This is a genomic window from Paraburkholderia suaedae (assembly GCF_040812055.1).
Taxonomy (GTDB): domain Bacteria; phylum Pseudomonadota; class Gammaproteobacteria; order Burkholderiales; family Burkholderiaceae; genus Paraburkholderia.
In genome coordinates, this window is record NZ_JBFOAH010000029.1 from 55,997 (window position 1) to 77,450 (window position 21,454).

Annotated in this window: 16 protein-coding genes and 2 pseudogenes; 5 read left to right on the top strand and 13 right to left on the bottom strand. The window is 63.1% G+C overall.

Annotated features, from left to right (window positions below; translation table 11 throughout):
• Window positions 1–20 precede the first annotated feature (20 nt).
• From ABQJ48_RS30370 to ABQJ48_RS30390, 5 genes are read right to left on the bottom strand one after another with little or no spacing between them, the layout of a single operon-like run.
• Entirely contained in the window at window positions 21–1,229 is a 1,209-nt protein-coding gene (locus ABQJ48_RS30370) for a CaiB/BaiF CoA transferase family protein (RefSeq protein WP_367841650.1), read from the bottom strand.
• A 13-nt stretch (window positions 1,230–1,242) separates the two neighbouring features.
• A complete protein-coding gene (locus ABQJ48_RS30375) occupies window positions 1,243–2,055 on the bottom strand; it encodes an oxepin-CoA hydrolase, alternative type (protein WP_367841651.1) in 813 nt (270 codons plus the stop codon).
• Between the two features lie 4 nt (window positions 2,056–2,059).
• Complete coding sequence (locus ABQJ48_RS30380) at window positions 2,060–3,190, bottom strand: acyl-CoA dehydrogenase family protein (protein WP_367841652.1); 1,131 nt, start codon at window positions 3,188–3,190, stop codon at window positions 2,060–2,062.
• Window positions 3,191–3,200: 10 nt separating this feature from the next.
• A complete protein-coding gene (locus ABQJ48_RS30385; RefSeq protein WP_367841653.1) occupies window positions 3,201–4,409 on the bottom strand; it encodes an acyl-CoA dehydrogenase family protein in 1,209 nt (402 codons plus the stop codon).
• A 13-nt stretch (window positions 4,410–4,422) separates the two neighbouring features.
• Window positions 4,423–5,604: an acetyl-CoA C-acyltransferase gene (locus ABQJ48_RS30390; protein ID WP_367841654.1), complete on the bottom strand. Its 1,182-nt coding sequence runs from the start codon at window positions 5,602–5,604 to the stop codon at window positions 4,423–4,425.
• A 452-nt stretch (window positions 5,605–6,056) separates the two neighbouring features.
• On the opposite strand from ABQJ48_RS30390, the gene ABQJ48_RS30395 reads away from it, so the two are divergent.
• Window positions 6,057–6,497 carry a PaaI family thioesterase gene (locus ABQJ48_RS30395; protein ID WP_367841655.1) on the top strand — a complete coding sequence of 147 codons (441 nt, stop codon included), beginning with the start codon at window positions 6,057–6,059 and terminating at the stop codon, window positions 6,495–6,497.
• Window positions 6,498–6,542: 45 nt separating this feature from the next.
• Here the strand turns inward: ABQJ48_RS30395 and ABQJ48_RS30400 are convergent, their stop codons facing one another.
• Together ABQJ48_RS30400 and ABQJ48_RS30405 are read right to left on the bottom strand one after the other, a co-directional pair.
• A complete protein-coding gene (locus ABQJ48_RS30400) occupies window positions 6,543–7,661 on the bottom strand; it encodes a porin (RefSeq protein ID WP_473094211.1) in 1,119 nt (372 codons plus the stop codon).
• A gap of 88 nt (window positions 7,662–7,749) precedes the next feature.
• A pseudogene (locus ABQJ48_RS30405) lies at window positions 7,750–9,308 on the bottom strand (acyl-CoA synthetase).
• 326 nt (window positions 9,309–9,634) lie between these two features.
• Between ABQJ48_RS30405 and ABQJ48_RS30410 the strand changes: the two are divergent.
• A complete protein-coding gene (locus tag ABQJ48_RS30410) occupies window positions 9,635–12,385 on the top strand; it encodes a winged helix-turn-helix domain-containing protein (RefSeq protein WP_367841657.1) in 2,751 nt (916 codons plus the stop codon).
• A gap of 64 nt (window positions 12,386–12,449) precedes the next feature.
• Here ABQJ48_RS30410 and ABQJ48_RS30415 read toward each other — a convergent pair.
• The 4 genes and pseudogenes from ABQJ48_RS30415 to ABQJ48_RS30430 all read right to left on the bottom strand — a co-directional run bounded on the left by ABQJ48_RS30415 (window position 12,450) and on the right by ABQJ48_RS30430 (window position 16,410).
• Window positions 12,450–13,596: pseudogene (locus ABQJ48_RS30415) on the bottom strand (enoyl-CoA hydratase/isomerase family protein).
• Window positions 13,597–13,747: 151 nt separating this feature from the next.
• Window positions 13,748–14,659: a LysR family transcriptional regulator gene (locus ABQJ48_RS30420; RefSeq protein WP_367841658.1), complete on the bottom strand. Its 912-nt coding sequence runs from the start codon at window positions 14,657–14,659 to the stop codon at window positions 13,748–13,750.
• A gap of 322 nt (window positions 14,660–14,981) precedes the next feature.
• Window positions 14,982–15,755 carry a hypothetical protein gene (locus ABQJ48_RS30425; RefSeq protein WP_367841659.1) on the bottom strand — a complete coding sequence of 258 codons (774 nt, stop codon included), beginning with the start codon at window positions 15,753–15,755 and terminating at the stop codon, window positions 14,982–14,984.
• Between the two features lie 58 nt (window positions 15,756–15,813).
• On the bottom strand, window positions 15,814–16,410 hold the full coding sequence (locus ABQJ48_RS30430) for a DJ-1/PfpI family protein (protein WP_367841660.1): 597 nt from the start codon (window positions 16,408–16,410) through the stop codon (window positions 15,814–15,816).
• A gap of 90 nt (window positions 16,411–16,500) precedes the next feature.
• Between ABQJ48_RS30430 and ABQJ48_RS30435 the strand changes: the two genes are divergently transcribed.
• Complete coding sequence (locus ABQJ48_RS30435) at window positions 16,501–17,832, top strand: aminotransferase-like domain-containing protein (protein WP_367841661.1); 1,332 nt, start codon at window positions 16,501–16,503, stop codon at window positions 17,830–17,832.
• A 253-nt stretch (window positions 17,833–18,085) separates the two neighbouring features.
• Here ABQJ48_RS30435 and ABQJ48_RS30440 read toward each other — a convergent pair whose 3' ends face one another.
• Window positions 18,086–18,544, bottom strand: coding sequence for a MarR family winged helix-turn-helix transcriptional regulator (locus ABQJ48_RS30440; protein ID WP_367841662.1), 459 nt, complete (start codon window positions 18,542–18,544; stop codon window positions 18,086–18,088).
• Window positions 18,545–18,713: 169 nt separating this feature from the next.
• Between ABQJ48_RS30440 and ABQJ48_RS30445 the strand changes: the two genes are divergently transcribed.
• Window positions 18,714–19,493 (top strand): ketopantoate reductase C-terminal domain-containing protein, encoded by a 780-nt coding sequence (locus tag ABQJ48_RS30445; protein WP_367841663.1) that lies wholly within the window; start codon window positions 18,714–18,716, stop codon window positions 19,491–19,493.
• A 41-nt stretch (window positions 19,494–19,534) separates the two neighbouring features.
• Here the strand turns inward: ABQJ48_RS30445 and ABQJ48_RS30450 are convergent, their stop codons facing one another.
• On the bottom strand, window positions 19,535–19,993 hold the full coding sequence (locus ABQJ48_RS30450) for an Rrf2 family transcriptional regulator (RefSeq protein WP_367841664.1): 459 nt from the start codon (window positions 19,991–19,993) through the stop codon (window positions 19,535–19,537).
• Window positions 19,994–20,358: 365 nt separating this feature from the next.
• On the opposite strand from ABQJ48_RS30450, the gene ABQJ48_RS30455 reads away from it, so the two are divergent.
• On the top strand, window positions 20,359–21,426 hold the full coding sequence (locus ABQJ48_RS30455; protein ID WP_367841676.1) for an alkene reductase: 1,068 nt from the start codon (window positions 20,359–20,361) through the stop codon (window positions 21,424–21,426).
• Window positions 21,427–21,454 lie beyond the last annotated feature (28 nt).

Here is a 21,454-nt window from a genome sequence, read left to right on the forward strand (position 1 = left end):
GAACGACGAGCGACGCAGCGTCAGACGACGCCGTCGGTCTTCAGTTGTGAAACGCGCGCGGACGACAAGCCGAGCAGCGACTGCAGAACGTCGCTCGTGCCTTCGCCGAGCTGGGGCGGCGCGTTGCGCACCGGCAGACGCTCGCCGTCGAAGCGATACGGCGGCGCGAGCACATGCGTGGTGCCGGCCTCGGGATGCTCATAAGTGGTCACGAGTCCGGCCTCCGCTGCGCGCCGCGACGTGAGCGCCTCGTGCAGACCGTGCACTTCGCCGCAAGGGATATTGGCCTGCGCGAGACGTTCGAGCAGAAGCCCGCGCGTCCTGCTGCCTATCTCACGCTTGAGTTCGGGCACGAGCACGTGGCGGTTGGCAGCGCGCACGATGTTCGTGCGGAACCGGTCGTCGTCGACGAGATCCGGGCGTTCGATCACTTCGCGGCAGAAGCGCTCGTACTGCCGGTTGTTGCCGACGGCGATAACGACCTGACCATCTTCCGCGTCATACACGCCGTACGGAACGATCGACGGATGCGCGTTGCCGTAGCGCGGCGGATCCTCGCCCATGATCATCGATTCGAGTCCGTAGTACGACGTGATCATCAGGCCGCAATCGAAGAGGGCCATTTCCACGTGACGTCCCTTGCCCGTCTTCTGACGCTCGAACAGCGCGGCGAGCACGGCTTGCGCGGCGTACATGCCCGTGAACAGATCGACGGCTGCGACGCCGAACTTGAGCGGCGGCTGATTCGCCTCGCCGTTGAGCGCCATCAGGCCCGCCTCGCCTTGCAGCACGATGTCGTAGCCGGGGCGCGCCGCCTCCGGGCCGCGCCGGTCATAGCCGGAGATCGAGCAATAGATCAGATCGTCGCGCGACTCCTTCAGTTGCTCATAGCCGAGGCCGAGCTTTTCCGCGCCACCGAACTTGAAGTTCTGGATCACGACGTCGCACTGTTGCGCGAGTTCTCGTGCGATCTGCTGGCCTTCGCTCGTTTGCAGATCGAGACACACCGAGCGCTTGTTACGGTTGACGCTGTTGAAATAAGCCGTCTCGGTCGTGCCGACACGCAGACCCCAGTCGCGCGTATCGTCGCCGCGTTTGGGATGCTCGACCTTGATGACTTCGGCGCCCAGATCGCCGAGCACCATCGCGCACCAGGGTCCGGCCAGCACGCGCGACAGATCCAGAATGCGAACGCCCGCGAGCGGCAGAGAGTTGTTCAGGTTCGACATGGACACGTCACCTTCAATGCGACGACACACTCGACGCGCGCCGCACCGCGGCGAAATCGGCGGGACGTTTGTCGAAAAACGCGGCGATGCCTTCGGCGGCTTCATCATCGCCGAGCGATTCCGACATGCAGTCCGCTTCGAGATCGAGTTGCGCTTCGAGCGTGTTCTCGCCGGCATAGCGGCACAGGCGCTTGATGCGCGCGATCGCGCGCTCGGGACCCGCTGCGAGCGATTGCGCCATCGCTAGAGCCTCCGTCAATGCGCTTCCCGGTTCGACAAGGCGATTCGCGATGCCGAGCGCGTGAATGCGCTCGCCCGTGACGGGCCGGCCCGTCAGGCATAGTTCCGTCATCACCTGGCGGGACACGACCTCGGAGAGAAACGCAGTCGCGCCGCCGTCAGGCGACAAACCGACCTTCACATATGCCACCGAGAACGACGCATTGCGCGCGACCACGAGCATGTCGCAAGCAAGCGCCAACGACAGACCCGCGCCGGCCGCCGCGCCTTCGACGGCTGCGATCACGGGCTTGCTGCAATCGCGCAGCGCACGGATCATGTTGTGCAGATGTTCGATGCCCGCGCGCCGCTCAGGCTGCGCCATCGCACGCCGTTGCGCGAGACGGTTCAGATCGCCGCCCGCGCAGAACGCCGCGCCTGCGCCCGTCAGCACGATCGCGCCGACTTCGGGATCATCCTGCGCCGCTTTCAACGCAGCCGGCAGCGCCGTGTAGACCTCGGCCGTCAGCGCGTTGCGCGCAGCCGGGTTGTTCAGGGTGAGCACCTGCACAGCGCCGTCGCGGCGCACAAGAATCGGTTCGTTCATCGCATTAGCTCCTGCCGAGAGAGATGTAGCGTTCGAGATGGTGATCTTCGTCGCCGAGTTGATGGTCGATCATGACGAGGCGCTTCGCGTAGTGCGCAAGCGGCAATTCCCACGTCATGCCGATGCCGCCGTGCATCTGGATGCACTCTTCCGCGACGCGCGCGCCGATGTGTCCGATCGTGACCTTCGCCGCCGACAGCGCGCGTTCGCGTTCGATGCGTCCCCCGCCGAGCGCCGCCGCTGCGTTGATGACGGCCGAGCGCGCCTGCTCGATTTCGAGCAGCAGTTCGGCCATCCGATGCTGCAATGCCTGAAAGCTGCCGATCGCCACGCCGAACTGCTTGCGCGTGCGCAAATACTCGAGCGTGTGTTCCTTCGCGACATCCATTGCGCCGAGCGCCTCCGCGCACAACGCGAGCACACCGGCCCCGATGCCGGCTTCGAGTGTCGCGAGCCCCGCGTCGCGTTCGCCGAGCAGTGCGTCGTCGCCGATGCAGACCTCGTTCAGGCAAAGTTCCGCCGCGCGTCCGCCATCGATTTTCGGATAACCGCGTACGGTAAGGCCCGCTGCATCGCGCGGCACGATGAAGAGCGAGATGCCCGCTTCGGCATCGACGGCGCCCGCCGTGCGCGCCGAAACGAGGAAGAAGTCGGCTTCGGCGCCCTGCTGCACAACCGCCTTCGTGCCCGTCAGCACCCAGCCGTTCGACGTGCGCGCGGCGCGCGTCGATACCTTCGACAGTTCATAGTGCGAGCCCGGTTCGTCGTGTGCCAGCGCCGCGACGGCAACACCCTCGATCAATCCCGCGATCAGCGCTTTCTGCGCGTGATGGCCCGCGACGGCGAGCGCGCGGCCCACCACCAGTGCGCCGAGAAAAGGCTCTACCACGAGTCCGCGCCCGAGGCATTCAAACACGACGGCGATATCGAAGCCATCGCCGCCGAAGCCCCCATCGGCCTCGTCGAACAGCGCGCCGATGACGCCGAGTTCCGCAAAGCGCACCCACAGTTCACGGCTGAAACCCGAATCGCTGCGAGCGAGCGCATCGCGCGTCGCAAAACTGTACTGCTCGCTCACGAAGCGGTTCAGCGTATCCGCCAGCATGCGGCGGTCTTCTGTATGCTGGAAATTCATCGCGATCCTCTTACAGTCCCAGGATCATCTTCGAGATGATGTTCTTCTGGATTTCATTCGAGCCGCCGAAGATCGACAGCTTGCGGTTGTTGAAGTACTGCGCAGCAGCGCTCGCGGCTTCTTCGGGGCCGACCCGCGCGTCGTCATAGCCTTCGTGCAGCGCTTCCTCGATGAACGGCTGCGCGTGCGGTCCCATCGCGCGGCGCATCAGCGACGAAATCTCCTGACGGATTTCGGTGCCGCGAATCTTGAGCATCGAGCTTTCCGCGCCCGGCACGCCGCCGCCCGCCACTGCCGCGATCACCCGCAGGTTAGTGATCCGCATGTTCTCCAGATCGATCTCGACGCGCGCGAGCCGCGCGGCAAAGAGAGGATCGTCGGCAAGCGGCCGGCCATTGCGTGTGATCTTTTGCGCGGCCTGGCGCAGCCGCGCGAGCGCCGCCACCGAGAAGCCGACACCCGCGATATTGGTGCGCTCATAGGTCAGCAGATACTTCGCGATCGTCCAGCCCCTGTTCTCTTCGCCGACGAGATTGGCGGCGGGCACGCGCACATCGGTGAAAAACACTTCGTTGATTTCGTGGTCGCCGTCGAGCGTGATGATGGGACGCACTTCGACGCCCGGCGAGTTCATGTCGAGGAGCAGGAAGCTGATGCCCTCCTGCTTGCGCACGTCTGTCGACGTGCGCACGAGGCAGAAGATCATGTTCGCGTGCTGGCCCAGCGTGGTCCACGTCTTCTGGCCATTGACGATGTAGTGCTCGCCGTCCGTGTCGATGCCGCGCACGGCGCTCGTCTTCACCGACGCGAGATCGGAACCCGAGCCCGGCTCCGAATAGCCCTGGCACCACCAGTCGGAACCGTCGAGGATGCGCGGCAGCCACTGTTGCTTCTGCGCTTCGTTGCCGAACTTGATCAGCACAGGGCCGAGCATGTTCACGCCGAACGGCAGGATGCGCGGTGCGCCCGCCAGCGCGCATTCGTTCTCGAAGATGAACTTCTGCACGGTGTTCCAGCCTGGACCGCCATACTGCTCAGGCCAGTGATTCGCGAGCCAACCCTGTTCATTGAGGATCGCGTGCCATTCGGTCATGTCGTCGCGCGTGAGGTGCAAGCCGCTGCGGACCTTGTGCGAAAGCCGCGCGGGCAGCTTGTCCTTCAGAAAGCGCACGACGCGCTCGCGGAAGGCTTCCTCCTCGGGTGTGAATGTCAGATCCATGACTTCGTTTCCATCAGTAAATTTCAAACAGGCCTGCGGCGCCCATGCCGCCGGCGATGCACATCGTGACGACCGCGTATTTCACGCCGCGCCGGCGGCCTTCGATCAGGACGTGTCCCGCGAGGCGCGCGCCCGTCATGCCGTAAGGATGGCCGATGGAGATCGCGCCGCCGTCGACGTTCAGGCGCTCGGCGGGAATGCCGAGGCGCTGCTGGCAGTAGACCGCTTGCGACGCGAACGCTTCGTTGAGTTCCCACAGCCCGATGTCGCCGACCGTCAGACCATGGCGCGCGAGCAGTTTCGGTACCGCGAGAACGGGCCCGATGCCCATTTCATCCGGTTCGCAGCCGGCCACGGCCAAGCCACGGAATGCGCCGAGCGGCGTGAGGTTCGCGCGCTCGGCGGCCTTCGCTTCCATCAGCACGCACGCCGAGGCGCCATCCGAGAACTGCGACGAGTTGCCCGCCGTGACGTATTTGTCCGCGCCTTTCACCGGGGCGAGCTTCGCGAGCGCTTCCAGCGTCGTGCCGGGGCGATTGCAGGTGTCCGCGGAGACCGTTACCTCGCGTTGACTGACGGCTCCCGTCTCCTTGTCGGTCACGGCCATCGTCGTAGTGACGGGCACGATCTCGTCAGCGTAGCGGCCGGCGAGTTGCGCTTCCCCCGTGCGCCGCTGGCTTTCCACCGAGAAACGGTCCTGCACTTCGCGGCTGATGCCGTAGCGCTGCGCCACGATGTCGGCGGTATCGATCATCGTCATGTAGAGCGACGGCTTGTGCTCCGTGATCCACGGATCGAGCGCGGTCACGCCGTCTTCGCGGGTTCGGATGCTGGAGATGCTCTCGACGCCGCCCGCGATCATCGCCGGCGCACCGTCGACGACGATGCGGCCCGCCGCCATCGCGATGGCTTGCAGGCCGGAGGCGCAGAAGCGGGTCACGGTGGTGCCTGCGATCGATATCGGCAAGCCCGCGCGGATCACCGTCTGGCGCGCGATGTTGCGGCCGGTGTTGCCTTCGGGATAGCCACAGCCGAGGATCGCGTCCTCGATCAGGTCCGGGTCGACGCCCGAGCGCTCCACCGCTGCGCGCACAGCAACGGATGCGAGCGTCGGGCCCGGTGTGATGTTGAATTCGCCGCGATGTGACTTGGTCATCGGCGTGCGTGCGGTGGAAACAATAACGGCTTCGCGCATGCTCTATATCCTGAAAGGGGAAGAGAGGGAAAGGGATGAAAAATCACGCGACGGAGCGATGCTCGCGAGTGCGAGACTTCGCTGGACAATGAACGGCGACGGCTGCCGGCAGACCGGGGCGAGTTGCGCGCACTCGCGGTCGGGGCGATTGGTTGGCATTGCTTGTCTCCATGTACTTCTCTGTGGGCCCATTGTGAAATTCAGCCCTTGTATTGACAATCCAACTGACAGTTGACGAACTGTTAACTGAAACTTGACGGCGGGGGAATTGAATTTCGCGGCTGCCACTACCTCCCATTCGAGAGCAACAGCGGCGGCCGCGTGACGGCATCTCCATCGTTTATTCGTGGTTAGCGGCGTGTCAATTTCCACGACATCGCGTCGGCGGCGGCCCAACCTATACTTTGGAGCGGCCATTTAGATCCGTTTGCGTAGACTCACGAGAGGTAACGATGAATCCATTGGAAATGAGCGGCCTCGATCTGCTGCGCGCCGCTGTTTCGGGCGACTTGCCTGGCGCTCCGATGAGCAAGACGATCCCCATGTCATTCACGGCAGTCGATGCCGGACACGTGACGATGAGGGCGCGCGCGGGCAGCCAGCACCTCAATCCGCTCGGCGGCGTGCACGGCGGTTTCGCGGCCACCGTACTCGATTCCGTGACGGGTTGCGCCGTGCACTCGCTGCTCGAAGCGGGAGTCGGCTACGGCACGATCGACCTGCAGGTCAAGATGCTGCGGGCAGTGCGGCACGACGAAGACCTCGTCGCCGAAGGCCGTACGGTCCATATGTCGCAAAACATCGCGACCTCCGAAGGCACGCTCAAATCGCTCGACGGCAAGCTTCTCGCGACAGCGACGGCCACCTGCTTTCTGAAGAGAAGCGGCGCCTGAGGGCACGGACGCCCTCCCGGGGCGCCCGCATGCTCGTTGTACAAACTAGAAGCGATGCGTCATCCCGACGAGGGCCAGTGTCTGCGACGTGCCTTGCGCCTGCACGCGAACACCCGGCCAGCTCGTGGTCGCTTCGCCGTGGTTCTTCATGTAGCCGGCGCGCGCATAGAGACTCGTTCGCTTCGACAGCAAGTGATCGTAGCCCGCCTGAATCCCCCACGTGCTGTCGTCGGCGCCTCGCACGTTGCGGTTGATACCGGCGATTTCGAAGACATCCGCGGGCGTCGCCTGGATCGTCGCCCCCACTTCGGCGATGCCGTACGCATGGGAAGTATCCAGCAGTGCCGCGAGCGAACGCGCAGGCACATCCTTGGCGCGGTTGTACGAATAGTTGGCCTGCAGATTGACGATGCCGATGCGATACGCGAGTCCCGCCGAATAGTGCTCGGTATCAGCGAGCGTCAGCGCGGCAGGCAACCCCGGTATGGTGGCGAACCCCGAATGCTGATACTGGTAAGCAAGGCCGACGTACAGTCCGTACCCGCTATACGACGCGGACACGTCCAGAATGTTGCCCGTCGTGGCCGGCGTCGGTTGCGTGACGGTGGCCGTGAAAGCGTACATCGCATCGACCTGGAATCCCGCCAGTACCGGCGACTGATACAGAATCGAATTGCTGGCCCGCCCCGCCACATATTGCGTCGACAGCGTGTTGCGATCCACGGCCAGCACCCCCGCTGACAGTGGCGACATGATGTCGTTGGCGCGGAACGGATCGGTGGGGTAGATCGCCCGGAAACTCGGCTCGTACTGGCGGCCGAACGTCAACGTGCCGTAGCCGGCGTGACTCAAGCCCACCCACGCCTGCCGGTAGAACAATGCCGTCGTGTCGATGAACCGGGTTCCGTTGTTGATGTTGAAGCCATTTTCGACATCGAAGTCGGCCTTGAGCCCTCCGCCGAGATCTTCGCTGCCGCGCAAGCCGAACATCGAGCCCGTGCTTCCGCCGCTGCGCTCCGAGACGGAGCTCATGCCGCCGTTGTTCAGATGCTGAATGAAGGTGTCGGCCACCCCGTACAGTGTCACGCTCGACGGGTCGGCCATCGCCGCACCGCCTGCCATTGCCAATATCACGCCTCCAATGCCACGGCTCATCCGGCTCAAACGCATGCATGTCTCCTTTCTATTTGTCTTCCGCTCGTTGGCGGATGGTTGCACTGCGGGTCCTACGGTGAAACCAATGGGGCGCCGCTCAGCCGACTTGCCGGCTCTCGTTTTCCCAGTAAGGCGCGCGCAGGTCCCGTTTGAGAATTTTTCCTGCTGCGGAAAGCGGCATGGCCGGGCGGAATTCGACGGATTTCGGGCACTTGTATCCGGCGATGAACTGGCGGCAGTGCTCGCGCAGATCTTCCCCGCTCGGATTGCTGCCGGGCCGCACGACGACCACGGCATGGACGGCCTCGCCCCAACGGGCGTTAGGAATGCCGATGACCGCGCATTGAACGACGGCAGGATGACGCGACAGCACGCTTTCGACCTCGGCTGAATACACGTTCTCGCCGCCCGTCACGATCATGTCCTTCATGCGATCGACGATGAACAGATAGCCGTCATCGTCCATATAAGCGCCGTCGCCCGTATGGAGCCAGCCGTTGCGCAGCGTCTGGGCGGTCTCCTCGTGTCTGTTCCAGTAGCCCTGCATCACATTCGCGCCGCGCACGACGATTTCGCCGATGGTGTTGCGCGGCACCTCGACATCGTTTTCGTCGACGATCTTCACCGCCACACCGAGGGCCGCGCGCCCCACCGAACGATACAAGCCGCTCGCACGCGCCGCGGCCGAGTGATTGATGGGTGGATTCACCGACACGACAGGCGATGCCTCCGTGAGTCCATACGCGTGATAGAACTCGATGCCGGGCAGCGCGGCGAGCGCCTTATCGAGCACGGCCGCGCTGATCGGCGACGCGCCGTAGTAGATGCGCTTCAACGTGCTCAGGTCCCGCGTGCGGAAATCGGCGCGATCGAGAACTGCCTGCAGCATCGTGGGCACCAGCAGCAGCTCCTCCACCTTGTGGCGCTCGATCGTGTCGAGCACGGCGCGCGGCTCGAACGTCGGCAATACGACGTGCGTATCGCCCGCAACGATGTGGCCGACCGCGCGCGCCATCGCTGCGATGTGGAACAGCGGCGCCGCGTGCAGCGATACCGTCGTGCCTTCGAAATGACGAAACTCCGCCATCCGCGAGACCGTCGACGACCACAGGTTCAGATGCGACTGCATAACGCCCTTGGGCTTGCCCGTCGTGCCGCCGGTGTACATGATCGCAGCAAGATCGTCGCCGCCGCGAAACGCATCGTCGACGGGCGCCGTATCGGCAATCAACTGTTCATACGAGAGCATGCCGGAAGGCGCCGCGCCCTCGCCCGCGTAAATGAGGACAGGACGGCGGCGCGCGCTATCGGCGATGGTGGGCGCCATCGGCAAAAAGTGGTCGTCGACGATCACGATGCCGGTATCGCAATCGTCGAGCGAATACACGATCTCCGCCACGCTCCAGCGAATGTTGACGGGATTCACGCGCCGCCGCCCCACCACGTGCCCAGCAAGTACTCGATATACCGGTCGGAATTGAGGGCAAGCATGGCGACGCGCTCGCCTGGCTTCATGCCTAGCTTGCGCAGTGCGCCCGCCAACCGCGCGACGCGGCCGTGCAGTTCGCTGAACGTTTCCGAGCGTTCGCCGAAAACAACGGCTGTGCGCTCAGACGACTGCTGCACGCTACGATGCAAGCCTTGGGTCAGGTACATGATGTCTCCGTGTTCTTGTGCCGGCCATCGATTCATAAAGGGCCGCTCTATGCTCGAATCGTTACCTTAGGCAGCACCGCGCATGTTGTCCTGTATCGAAAGGAGGAAATCGCGACCCTGTGCCGAATAGTTCGAACGAACTACGACGACGCTTTATGGCTGTGGAAGAATTACACCGCGCGGTTGGCGTCGCGGCAACGCAATAAAGTGGGTGGGATAATCGTCTCGTTCGCGCGACAGGCTTGCTTATATGCATATACACGGGGGCGTCCTTGCAGGCCTTGCAAGCATTGCGGCACGCGAGCAGAGATCACGGAGTTCAGCTGGTGAGTACGTTTGACGACGTTGCGGATAGAAGCAGGGGCAGCATCATGCCGGGCATCGTTGCATCCAAGCTTCTTCCCCCGGCGGACAATCCGACGCAGCTTGCCCGCCCGCAACTGATCGATGCGATAACAGGCGCACGTTCCGCGCGGCTCGTGCTGATACGAGCGGCCGCGGGTTTCGGCAAAACCACGCTGATGCAGCAGTACGCGGCCCATTGCCGGATCCACCGGCGCGACATCGTCTGGTTGCGGCTCGACAACGCCGACAACCATCTGCAGCGCTTCCTGCTGCACCTCGACGCTGGCCTGCAATCATTGCCAGGCGCCACGCGCAACGACCCTGCTTCCATTCATGCGATCGGCGATGAGCGCTTGTGCAGTGCGTTGATCGAAAGCATCGCTGCGCGTACGCGCTCGCTGTCCATTCTGTTCGACGACTTCGAGACGATTCAGAGCCCGGCTGTCGTGAACTTCGTACAGCGGCTGATCGGCGCGCTGCCGCCTGGCAGCATGCTGGTTGTCGCTTCGCGCGTCACACCCGAGCTTGGACTCGGGCGCATACGGGCGCGCGGCGAATTACTCGATATCACGCCCGGCGCGCTGCGCTTTTCACTTGCCGAAACGACGCACTTCATTCGTGACCGTTGCGGCATCCCGCTGCGCGATCCAGAAATCGCCACGCTCCATCGCAGCACCGAGGGATGGGCGAAGGCTATTTACCTCGCGACGCTTTCACTGCGTAACCGAAGCGATCATGCCGCGTTCGTTGCATCGTTCTCCGGCACACACATCGAGCTGGCGGAGTTTCTTGCCGATGACATCCTCGCGCGTCAAAGCGAATCGTGCCGCTCGTTTCTGCTGGAAACGAGCGCATTGCCGCACTTTTCCGCTGAGCTGTGCGATGCGGTGACGGGGCGCAGCGACAGCCGCGACATGCTCGATTACCTCGATCGTTCGAATCTCTTTCTCGTTCCGCTCGACGGTGAGCGCAACTGGTATCGCTATCACCGGCTGTTCGGCAGCTTCCTGCACCATCGGCTTCAGGTCGCGCAAGCTGAGCGTGAGGCGCAGATTCATCGGCAGGCCGCGAGCTGGTTCATCGAACGGAATCAGCCGATTCCCGCTATCGAGCATCTGCTGGATGCCGCCGAGCATCATGCCGCGCTCGCGCAGATTGGCCTGCACTCACGGCGCCTTCTCTGCGCCGGCCGCATCCGCTTGCTGATGCGCTGGCTCGATCGCATCGATCCTGTCCTGCTCGTGTCCCTGCCCCGCGTGCGGTTGGTGTACGCCTGGGTGCTGCTGCTCAATCGCCGCTATACGGCGGCGCTGGACACCGTGCAGCAGATCGTCGCAGAACGCGCGCACGATGCGGAGCACGAGGACCTTGCGCTCGAAGCGGAAGCACTGCGCAGCGTGCTGTTGACGCTGACCGACCAGGTGGAGGCGAGCCGGCAAACCGGCCTCGCCGTCCTCAAGCGCCTGCCTGGCAACGCAGGCTTTCCCTACTTCACGCTCACCAATTCCCTCGCGTACAGCCTCGTCTCGACCCATTGCTACGACGAAGCGCGTAGCGTGCTGTCGTGCGGCCTGCAACGAAGGCAAGACCATCCGTTCGTCGTGATGCGCTCGATGGCGGAAGCCATCGAAGGCATCATCGATCTCGTGCAAGGGCGTCTTGGCACTGCTCTCGCGCGCATGGCCATCGCCTCGTCCTATGAATGGCAAAAGCAACGCGGCGACGTGGCAGGGAATCGCACCAGCATCGATATTTCGCGTTCACTGGTGCTCTACGAAGCCAATGAGATCGATGAAGTCTCGCGGCTGCTCGCCGATTCGCTGCCGCTCGCCAAGAGTGTGAGTCCACCGGACTCGCTGATTACCGCTCACGTGCTCTACGCGCGTGTTGCGCTGATCCGTGGCGACAGGGAGCAATGGCTGCGGCTATTGGCGGAACTGGAGCATCTGGGGCGTTCGATATCGCTGGATCGAGCCGTCTGCTCGTCATGGATCGAACGCGCCCGCGTCGCGACCATCGAGGGCCGTCTGGAGGCCGCCGAACAGGCGCTGCGCGCCGCTTATCTGCACGCGCAATGGAAAAGCCCCGACGTCTCCTTTCACGCCAACGATATCGATTTGCCCTCGCTCACACGGGCGCGCCTCGACATCGCGTTAGCCCGGTATGAGCTTGCCGCGAGCGTGCTGCGCGACGCCCTCGAACATGCTTACGCATGTCAGCGCTATTGGCGCGCACTGAAAATCCGTCTGCTGCTCGCGCTCGCACTCGACGGTCTCGGCGATCGGAATGCGGCGTTCGAGGAACTCACGAAGGCTCTTCAGGTAGCAAGCCATGAGGGCTTCGTGCGGATCATCCTCGACGAGGGACTCGCGCTGATGTCGCTGATCTGCGCGTGGGCTGAACATCATCACGACGACATGGCGACACTCGGCGTCGTTCCCGCGTTCGTGGATAGCTTGCTGGCCATCGCCGATCAAACCTATCCGGGTCTCACGCTTCGCAAGGACGCGCCTGCCAGCCGGCAGACGCCGCCGCATGACGCGCTGACATCGCGCGAACTCGACGTGTTGCGCATGCTGTCAGCCGGCCACCGCAACAAGGTCATCGCCGAAAAGCTCTTCGTGTCGGAACTGACCATCAAGTCCCATCTGCGAAAGATCAATGGCAAGCTCGGTGCGCAAAACAGGACGCAGGCTGTCGCGATAGGCCGCAAGAAAGGTTTGATCCACTGATCGACAGCACGCCGCGCATGCACCCGATCCTTCAAGAGAATCAGGTGCATGGCGGCCAGGCAGATCAGACAGTCTGGTTGAGGCTCGCCAGGGTCGCGCCTCGCTCGACGAGATCGACGATAAGCGGCGACGGCCGCCAGAAGACGGGATCGTGCCGCGCAAACTCGCGGATGTCGGCGAGCACGTTCGCAAGACCGACCGTATCGGCATACTGCATCGGGCCGCCGCGATGGCGCGGAAAGCCATAGCCATGGAAAAACGTGACGTCCACGTCGAGCGGACGCAGCGCGATGCCTTCATGCACGACGTTCGCGCCTTCGTTGATCATGGCCGCCATGTAGCGCCGGAGGATCTCATTGTCGGAGAACTCGCGCGGCTCAATGCCCGCACGCTCGGGCTCCGCGTCGATAATCGCCTCGACTTCGAGATCGGGCGTGCCGACACGCGTGCCGTCGGAATACAGGTAGTAGCCGCGCCCCGTCTTCTGGCCGAACCAGCCGCGCTCGCAAATGCGATCGGCGATCTGCACATAGCGCAGCTTCGGATCACGCGTCGCGGCGCGGCGCTTGCGCGTCGCCCAGCCGATGTCGCCGCCCGCGAGGTCCGACACCTGAAACGGCCCCATCGGAAAGCCGAACTCGCGCACCACGCGGTCGATCTGATATGGCGAGGCGCCGTCCTCCATCATGTGATTGGCGGCGGAGTGCTTCCTGTGCGTCCATATGGCGGCCGCTCAGCATCAGATCGAGCGCGGCCCGCGCGCCGACAAGACGCGGCGCGCGCTGCGTGCCACCCGCACCCGGCAAGAGGCCGAGCGTCAATTCGGGCAAGCCGAGTCTCGCGTTGGCGAGCGCAGTCCGGTAATGCGCGGCGAGTGCAATTTCAAGGCCGCCGCCAAGCGCCGCGCCGCGTATCGCCGCGATGACTGGCTTGCGACACGCTTCAATCTTGTTGCAGACGACAGGCAGAGACGGCGGCAACGGCGGCTTGCCGAGCTCCTTGATGTCCCCGCCGCCGATGAAGTTGCGCCCGGCTCCCAGCAACAATACGGCGTCGACGCCGGCGTCCTGTTCGGCGGCTTCGATGGCGTCGCTGAGTGCGCAACGCACGGCCACGCCGAGCGCATTGACGGGGGGATTGTCGACAGTAACGACAAGAATGCGATTGTGCAGCTCACGTCTGACGACGTGTCCTGTCGATTCGGAAGCCATGCTCCGCGTCTCCATCTGTTTCGTGATTGTTCAATGCGCGGCACGCGTTGACAATCCAACTGTCAGTTGACGAGCTGTTAACGGAAAATTGACACGGGAGGCGGAAAGCCCTTGCGAGGCGAGGCGACGTGCGCGCTGGGATGAAGCCCGGTTAGGTCCAGGTTTGCGCGAGCGACAGGATCTCCGCACGCAGATAGTCGATCAGCGCTTGCGTCGCGGGCGACGGATAGCGATTGGGCAAGGTCACGATATACAACGTGTTCTCCCTGCCCGCCACGCGGAACTGCGGCAGGATGCGCTGCAATTCGCAACTCATCGGCGCATGCGGTACATACGCCGGCAGCAGTCCAATGCCCATGCCCTGGCACACGGCTTCCGTCAGAAACGGATAATCGGACGACTGCAGCGCGGGCTGCATCGTGATGACGTGGACGTCTGTTTCGTCTTCGCGATGGGTGAGCGTCATCGTGACCCGGCGGCCGGGATACGGCGACGCGACCAGCGTCTGCTGTTCGAGATCGCTCGGACAGTCGATCGGTCCGTGCCTCGCGATGTAATCCGCCGACGCAACCAGATTCCAGTCGATTGAGCAGATATTGCGGGCCACATAGTCGAGCGGCGGCGTCGCCGTGATACGTATCGCGACGTCGACTTCGGATGCGATCAGGTCTTCGATCCGGTTATTGAACGTGACCGTGAGCGTGATGCCCGGCTGCATGCGCGCGAATTCGAGCAGCTTGCCGCCGAGAAACATTCGCCCGAAGCCGGTCGGCACGCTGATACGGACGCGGCCGCTCAGCGTCTGCCCGAGGCTGTCGATCGAGGCGCGAGCCGTGCTCAGGTCTTCCAGTATGCGCTGCCCGCTGTCATAAAGCGTGTGGCCGGCTTGCGTCAACTCGAAGCTGCGCGTGGAGCGGCGTAACAATTGCGCGCCCATTTCACGTTCCAGCAGCTTGAGCCGCTGACTGATGTTGGCGCGCGTCATACCGAGCTTGCGCGCGGCCGCGCTGAGGCTGTGCGCTTCGACGATTTCGACGAACAGGCCGATCAGGTTCAGATCCATGACTTGATAGCGCGCGTGTACCTGGTGATTGGATGAAGACGATTTCCAGTTTCGTGCTAAGCCGATAGTTTAAGTCAGCGTGAAGCAGGGTTGTCACGTGATCCACTCAGATCACGAGGCTTGCCTCCTGTGGTACCGCGTTTGCCAGGAGCATGTATTCACGGTTCACGCGTACGAAGCGTTCGCCTGTCCGCGGCCGGAACCGTCGACCCAATGAGCTCGATTGGTGCTCGGAAGACGAGATCGGGCAAGGCAGGCTCGAGCCGAGCGCGGCAAAGTCGAGCTTCAGGATGCATGGAGGGCTCAATGAAGACGGAGGGACTTACCTGGCAGACAGGGCGACTGGCAGGCGCATCCGGTACAAGGAGATAACTTGTATCGCGAGCGCGCAGAGAATCGCGCCGCCGTAAGCAGCAGGCAAGTCCAACCGCGTCAACGCCAGGCTCAGCACATAGAAAAACGTGGCAAAGCCCAGGAGCCCTGTCACCATGCCGCGCAACACCTGCTGCGCAGCTGCGTGGCCGATCATGCGGTGAGAGAACACCGCAAGAATGATTGCCATGAACGGAAACGATGCAATCACGCCGCTCGCTTTGGGCCCGACGTAAGGCGCAATGAGCGTCACACTAACCACGAGGCCGGCGATGAGTGCCACACGCGAGGGCAGGTCCCACCGCGGCGTGTCGAGCCTGCCGGTTCTGACCGCTTCGCTGGGGATGAGGTTGAGCGCAAGCGCGACGGCCAGGATGGCGATTAGAAACAGGCCCCTTTGCGGCAGCGCGCTCCATTGCAGAAAGCCCGCTACAAGGGAAAACGTCGCACCTGCGCCCGCGAAGACCGTGGGCCATCCCCGCGTCGCCAGTCTGCAGTAGACAACGCAAAAGGCCGCTTGCGCAGCCGTGGCGACAAGCGACCCCGCCGTAGCCTGCGCCGCAAATGCGGATCCATGCTCCAGTGCGAGGAACACCGAGATCGGCCCCGACGTGAGCGGCATCCCCACCAGCAACCCGCCGATCGCCTCGCCCCAGCGGCGAACGGCAAAGGTTGCAGCCAACAGCAACAGCGGCGTAACGACGAGCTTGAAAACGAGATCCATGATTAGCGATACCACTCCGAGAATGCCAACTTTGCAGGACGCACCAGGGCGTCGCGGCCTAGAGGAAGGGCGAAATGTTCGCCATGGCGCGCGTCACGTAGGTCTCCTTCTCCCCCACTGGGGCGACATGGTTAAGCGCGTTGCGTGCGGCCTCGACGCCCTCCAGACGCGCGATAACCCAGACCGCGAGATACTGCGATGCCAGGCAACCGCCGGCGGTCGCGACGTTCTGCTTCGCCACGAACGGCTGCTTGAGCACCGCCACACCTGCCTCCTCGACCCACGATTTGGTGGTCTCGTCCGTACAGGCCGGAACGCCGTTCAGCAGGCCTAGCTTCGCGAGTATCAGCGTGCCCGAGCACTGCGCGCCGAGCAGCTGGCGCGTCGGATCGAGCCTCAGTTGCGCCATCAACGCGGCATCCGCGACGACATTCCGGGTCCCTATCCCGCTACCCACCAGCACGGCGTCCGCTTCGCATGCGTCCGCGAGCGACGCTTGCCGCTCTATCACCACGCCGTTCATTGAACGCACTTTGTCCGTTGGACTGGCGATCGAAACCTTCCAGCCGGGCTTCTTGACCCGGTTAAGGATGTTGAGCGCGACCAGCGAGTCGAGTTCGTTGAAGCCTTCAAAGGTCAGAATGGCAATGTGCATGGCGCCCTCGGAGAGGTGGAGACGTTGTGTTATGCCATCGTAGGTCCGATAATCAATACAATCAAATAATTGTCATGGATACATTTAGACATGCCACAACCACGCTACAAACAGCTGGTCGACCGCCTCGCGGCTGACATCCGCGCGGGCCGCCTGCGTCCCGGGACGCGTCTGCCAACGCACCGCGACCTCGCTGCTCGCGAAGGCCTGGCGTTGGTCACGGCCTCGCGTGTCTACTCGGAGCTGCAGGATATGGGTTTGGTCAGCGGCGAAACCGGCCGCGGCACATTCGTCAAGGAGGCGCTTCCGCGCGGACAGGGCATCGACCTGCATGCCCGGAGCGCGGACACGGTAGACCTAAGCTTCAACTATCCGTCTTCGCCGGGCCAGACCGATCTCCTCAGGGCGGCGCTGCGCCAGCTTGCGGCAGCGGGCGATCTTGAGTCGCTACTTCGATATCAGCCCCACGGCGGGCGCGAGCACGAGCGCGCAGCCGCGGCGGCCCACCTTCGCAGCCGGGGGCTGACAGCAACGGCCGAAACGACCTTGCTCGTCAGCGGCGCACAGCACGGGCTGACGACATCCGCCATGGCATTACTCGAGCCCGGCGACGTGGTAGCCGTGGACACGCTGACCTACCCTGGATTCAAGCTGGCGGCGCAGGCCAATCGACTGGAACTTGCGCCGATCCCGGCCGCTGGGCACGGCCCCGATCTGGACACATTGGCGGCCCTGTGCAAGCAACGGCGAGTACGCGCCGTCTACACCATGCCGACGCTACACAATCCGCTTGGCTGGGTAATGAGCGCGACGCGACGTCGGGACCTTGTTGCCATCGCCCGGCAACACGGGCTGATCATCATCGAGGACGGCGCTTACGCATTCCTGGCGGATGATGCTCCGCCTCCGTTGGCATCGCTTGCGCCGGAGACGACCGTCTATGTATCGAGCTTGTCGAAGAGTGTCGCGACGGGGCTGCGCGTCGGCTTCGTCTGCGCGCCGAGCGAATGGGTTCCCAAACTCGAACGGGCGATCCGGGCCACGGTCTGGAACACTCCGGCGATCATGACGGCCATTGCCTGCGGCTGGATGGAAGACGGCACGGTGGCCCGGCTTGAAGAAGATAAGCGACGGGATGCCGCAATGCGTCAGAGCCTCGTCGCCGACATTCTGGGCCGGCTTAAACGGATCGGCCACCCCAGTTCCTACTTCGTGTGGCTGCCTCTCGCGCAGGAGTTACGCGCGGACGAGATTGCGATGGCGTTGATCCGCGAGGGGGTTTCAGTATCGACAGCCCAGCCGTTCTCGACGTCGGCTCATGTGCCTCATGCCATCCGGTTGGCAATCGGATCTGTGGATCTGGCCACGCTCAGGCGATCGCTCGAAGTAGTGGCCCGTGTTATCGCCGATAGAACCTACTGACCGGCAAACCCGCCAGCGCCTACCGGATCGGCGCCATAGTCATTCAATCGATGAGCCGCAACACGCCTTGGGCTTCGAGCCTGGCCGCAAGAGCAAGCAACGCTGTATCTGTTGCCGCCGCACCGATCAACAAAAACTCTCCCGCAAACGAAGCGTGGGTATTACCGCCTCGGCGCGCATGCACGCCCCCGTCTGCTGTTGCGATGCGTACATCACGATGCGAGCGCCTGCGATATACGACGGCCGCCGCCGGTCACGGCTGCCCGAATGCCGCCGCGAATTCGTCCGAGTAAATTTCGGCCAAAGCGACGCGCAACGCCGCCGCACGTTGTTCGCCATACACCGCTTCAAAGCGGTTCTGAGCCTTGCGCCACAGGCGGTTGGATTCGGTGAGCTTGGCTCGTCCGGCCGGCGTGAGCTCAACACGGCGGCTCCGGCCATCTTCGTCGTCGGGTCTCTGCACGAGATAACCGTCGCGCTCAAGTGGCTTGATGTTGCGCGCGAGCGCCGACCGGTCCAGCACCATCGCATATGCGAGTTCGGTCATGGTAGGGGAGCCCGCCCGTTCGATATGGACGAGGACCGATCGCTGCGCCGTACTGAGCCCGCAGGGGGCCAGCGCCGTGTCGTAAAGCTGCGAGAGCCGGCGCGTTGCCTTGCGCAGTGCGGCGCCATTGCAGACGAGAGGATCTTTGGGATTCGACGATGACACCGAGCATGACTCCCGTTTAGTCCGATGACCTGACGGAACGTCCGCCGCATTGGCCATCGGCCTAGTTTAAATCAACCTGACCACTATCGGCATATGCACGTACATTGCAATGCAATCTGTTTGCATATGCCAGTACTTTCCACCTGCTGAAAACGCGACGATGAATACGATGCCACCCCAAGCCGCCGCATGCACGATGCCCGCGGCCCACTCGCGCCTGCGCGTGATGCTCGAGGCGCCGATTGTGCCGATGCTCGCGGGGATGGGCTGGTCGAACATGCTGATGATGCTGGCCCAGTCGTCGACGGGGCTCGTCGAAACGTGGTTTCTCGCGAAGCTCGGCACCCAGGTACTCGCGGGGATCGCGGTGGTCGTACCGCTGTTGATGCTGATGCAGAACATGTCGCAAGGTGCAATGGGTGGCGGGATATCGTCGGCGGTCGCGCGTAGTCTCGGCTCCGGCAACGCGGCACTGATCAATCAGCTCGCACGTCATGCCGTGGCGCTGAACGCCGTGCAGCGCTTTCATGGATTGATTTCGCGGTCGGCTGGAGTGCGTTCGATGCTCCCTGATATCGAACAGGCATTGTGGAACAAATGGGTGATGCTCGCGGCCGGCGCGCTGATGACCTGCCTGATGCGGGGTACCGTTGGCGAGATCCTCGCGAGCCAGGATGGCATGCAGTTGATGAACCAGGCTATCGACGAGTGCAGCACCATCTCGGCAACCGAAGATCATCCGCTCAGCGCCGACGAACTCGGGCGGATCCGCGCACGGCTGCTCGATCCGCAATCGACGTGGGCCGCGTCGATGATGCGAGACATCGCGAGTAGCGCGCCTCGCGTGGAAGCCGATGCGATTGTCGGTGACCTGCTCGTGCGCGCGAGGCGGCACAAGATTGACCTGCCGCTTGCGCGCGTTGCATATTGCCACCTGCAGGTTTATTAGCGGCAGCGGCGTGCTGATGACGCAGCAGCGCGATGATCGGGCTACCGCTTCAGCCGCGCTTTTTTTAATGGTGGTGATGCAAGCGTGTCCGTAAGTACCGCTTCGATCGTCGTGGCGGCAAGCGTCTTTCGAACCCCATCGTCGATCGAACCATAAACGTGGCTCAGCGCCGACCCGATACCTCGACCGACTGGGCACGCCTGGCTGGGTTTCGAAGCGTGAAGCGCAAAGCGCGCACCCTCTTCAAGTGCATCAAACACGTCAAGCAGACTGATGGCGTCAGCACTCCTCGCCAGACGCCATCCCGCGTTGACACCGCGATAGCTCTCGACAAGCCCGCCTTTTGCAAGCAACCCAAGCGTACGACGAATCACTACCGGATTCGTGTTTACACTTGCAGCGATCCGATCAGAGGTGACCGGGTCAGGAGTGCGCCGTGCGACGAGCGCCATCCACGCCAGGATGTGTGTCGCCACGGTCAGGCGGCTGTTGGCGCTCATAGAAAGTCTGCGTTAGTCAATTTGGTTGTAACTATATTCGTTACAACACGGGAAGTCAATCGTGACCTGTTTGATGAATCCGGCGACATAGCGCATTCCCCGCCTTAAGAGACGGACGTTTTCACGCTATACGCATGGTCGCACTGGCGTGCCGGAGCCGCCCCGTCCACGCATTTCGTTTCTCATCGACGGCATCTGATCATGACAATGAGACTTGTGCCGATGCTCGGGATGGTTTATGTTGTAACAACTATTGTTACATCGAATGCGCTGTGACGATAAACGCATGGCGGACCCCGTTCCATAGTCAGCGGAACGAAGCAGCCGTCCTTGCTACCCTCAACACTGAAGTGAGAAGCCCGCAGATGTCCACACTCTTCGACCCCATCCAGATTGGCGCGCTGAAGTTGGCGAATCGCATTGTCATGGCGCCGCTCACCCGCATGCGCGCATTCGCCGAGCGCAGTCCAGGCGTCCACAATGCGCACCACTACGCGCTGCGTGCAAGCGCTGGACTTGTCATTACCGAAGCCACTTCCGTCACGCCCCAGGGCGTTGGTTATCCCAACACGCCGGGCATCTGGACGGAGAAGCAGATCGCCGGCTGGACAGAGGTGACCTCGGCGGTACACGCTGCGGGTGGCGTGATCGTCTCCCAGTTGTGGCACGTCGGGCGAGTCTCCGACCCGCTCTACCATGACGGGCAAGCTCCGGTCGCCCCAAGTGCGATTGCGCCGGAAGGCCATGTCACCCGCGTACGGCCTCAGCGCCCCTACGGCGTTCCGCGTGCGCTGGAGACCGAAGAAATTCCCGGCATCGTTGAAGATTTCCGGGTCGGCGCCGCAAACGCACTACGCGCTGGTTTTGACGGTGTCGAGCTTCATGCGGCAAATGGTTACCTGTTCGATCAGTTTCTGCACGATGGATCGAACCTGCGCACCGACCGTTACGGCGGCCCGATCGAGAACCGCGCGCGCTTCCTGCTCGAGGCAGTCGATGCGTTGCTCACGGTTTGGTCCGCGGACCGCATCGGCGTGCATCTGAACCTGATGTCGAGTTCATACTCGATGCGCGACTCGGATCCGCGTGCGCTGTTCACTTATGTTGCCGAGCAACTGAACGCGCGCAACATCGCTTTCATTTTCGCGCGCGAAGCGCTGGAACGCGGCCAAGACCGCATCGGCCGCGACGTGCGGCGTATCTTCAAAGGGGCCTATATTCTCAATGAGGGGCTGACGAGGGAGAGTGCGGAGTTGGCCATCGAACGCGGCGATGCAGACCTGGCAGCGTTTGGGCGCCCTTTTATCGCCAACCCTGATCTGGTGGAGCGCTTTCGACGCGGTGCGCCGCTCAATGCGGTCAACCCGGAAACCATCTACACGGACGACGAAACCGGTTACAACGACTACCCACTGCTAGACGAAACCGTGTGAACAGACGCATGAAGGGTGGCGTGCTCGC

Coding starts and splice junctions, on each gene's coding strand:
- ABQJ48_RS30370 (WP_367841650.1), bottom strand. CDS start 1,229: ATGTCGAACCTGAACAACTCTCTGCCGCTCGCGGGCGTTCGCATTCTG.
- ABQJ48_RS30375 (WP_367841651.1), bottom strand. CDS start 2,055: ATGAACGAACCGATTCTTGTGCGCCGCGACGGCGCTGTGCAGGTGCTC.
- ABQJ48_RS30380 (WP_367841652.1), bottom strand. CDS start 3,190: ATGAATTTCCAGCATACAGAAGACCGCCGCATGCTGGCGGATACGCTG.
- ABQJ48_RS30385 (WP_367841653.1), bottom strand. CDS start 4,409: ATGGATCTGACATTCACACCCGAGGAGGAAGCCTTCCGCGAGCGCGTC.
- ABQJ48_RS30390 (WP_367841654.1), bottom strand. CDS start 5,604: ATGCGCGAAGCCGTTATTGTTTCCACCGCACGCACGCCGATGACCAAG.
- ABQJ48_RS30395 (WP_367841655.1), top strand. CDS start 6,057: ATGAATCCATTGGAAATGAGCGGCCTCGATCTGCTGCGCGCCGCTGTT.
- ABQJ48_RS30420 (WP_367841658.1), bottom strand. CDS start 14,659: ATGGATCTGAACCTGATCGGCCTGTTCGTCGAAATCGTCGAAGCGCAC.
- ABQJ48_RS30425 (WP_367841659.1), bottom strand. CDS start 15,755: ATGGATCTCGTTTTCAAGCTCGTCGTTACGCCGCTGTTGCTGTTGGCT.
- ABQJ48_RS30430 (WP_367841660.1), bottom strand. CDS start 16,410: ATGCACATTGCCATTCTGACCTTTGAAGGCTTCAACGAACTCGACTCG.
- ABQJ48_RS30435 (WP_367841661.1), top strand. CDS start 16,501: ATGCCACAACCACGCTACAAACAGCTGGTCGACCGCCTCGCGGCTGAC.
- ABQJ48_RS30445 (WP_367841663.1), top strand. CDS start 18,714: ATGCCACCCCAAGCCGCCGCATGCACGATGCCCGCGGCCCACTCGCGC.
- ABQJ48_RS30450 (WP_367841664.1), bottom strand. CDS start 19,993: ATGAGCGCCAACAGCCGCCTGACCGTGGCGACACACATCCTGGCGTGG.
- ABQJ48_RS30455 (WP_367841676.1), top strand. CDS start 20,359: ATGTCCACACTCTTCGACCCCATCCAGATTGGCGCGCTGAAGTTGGCG.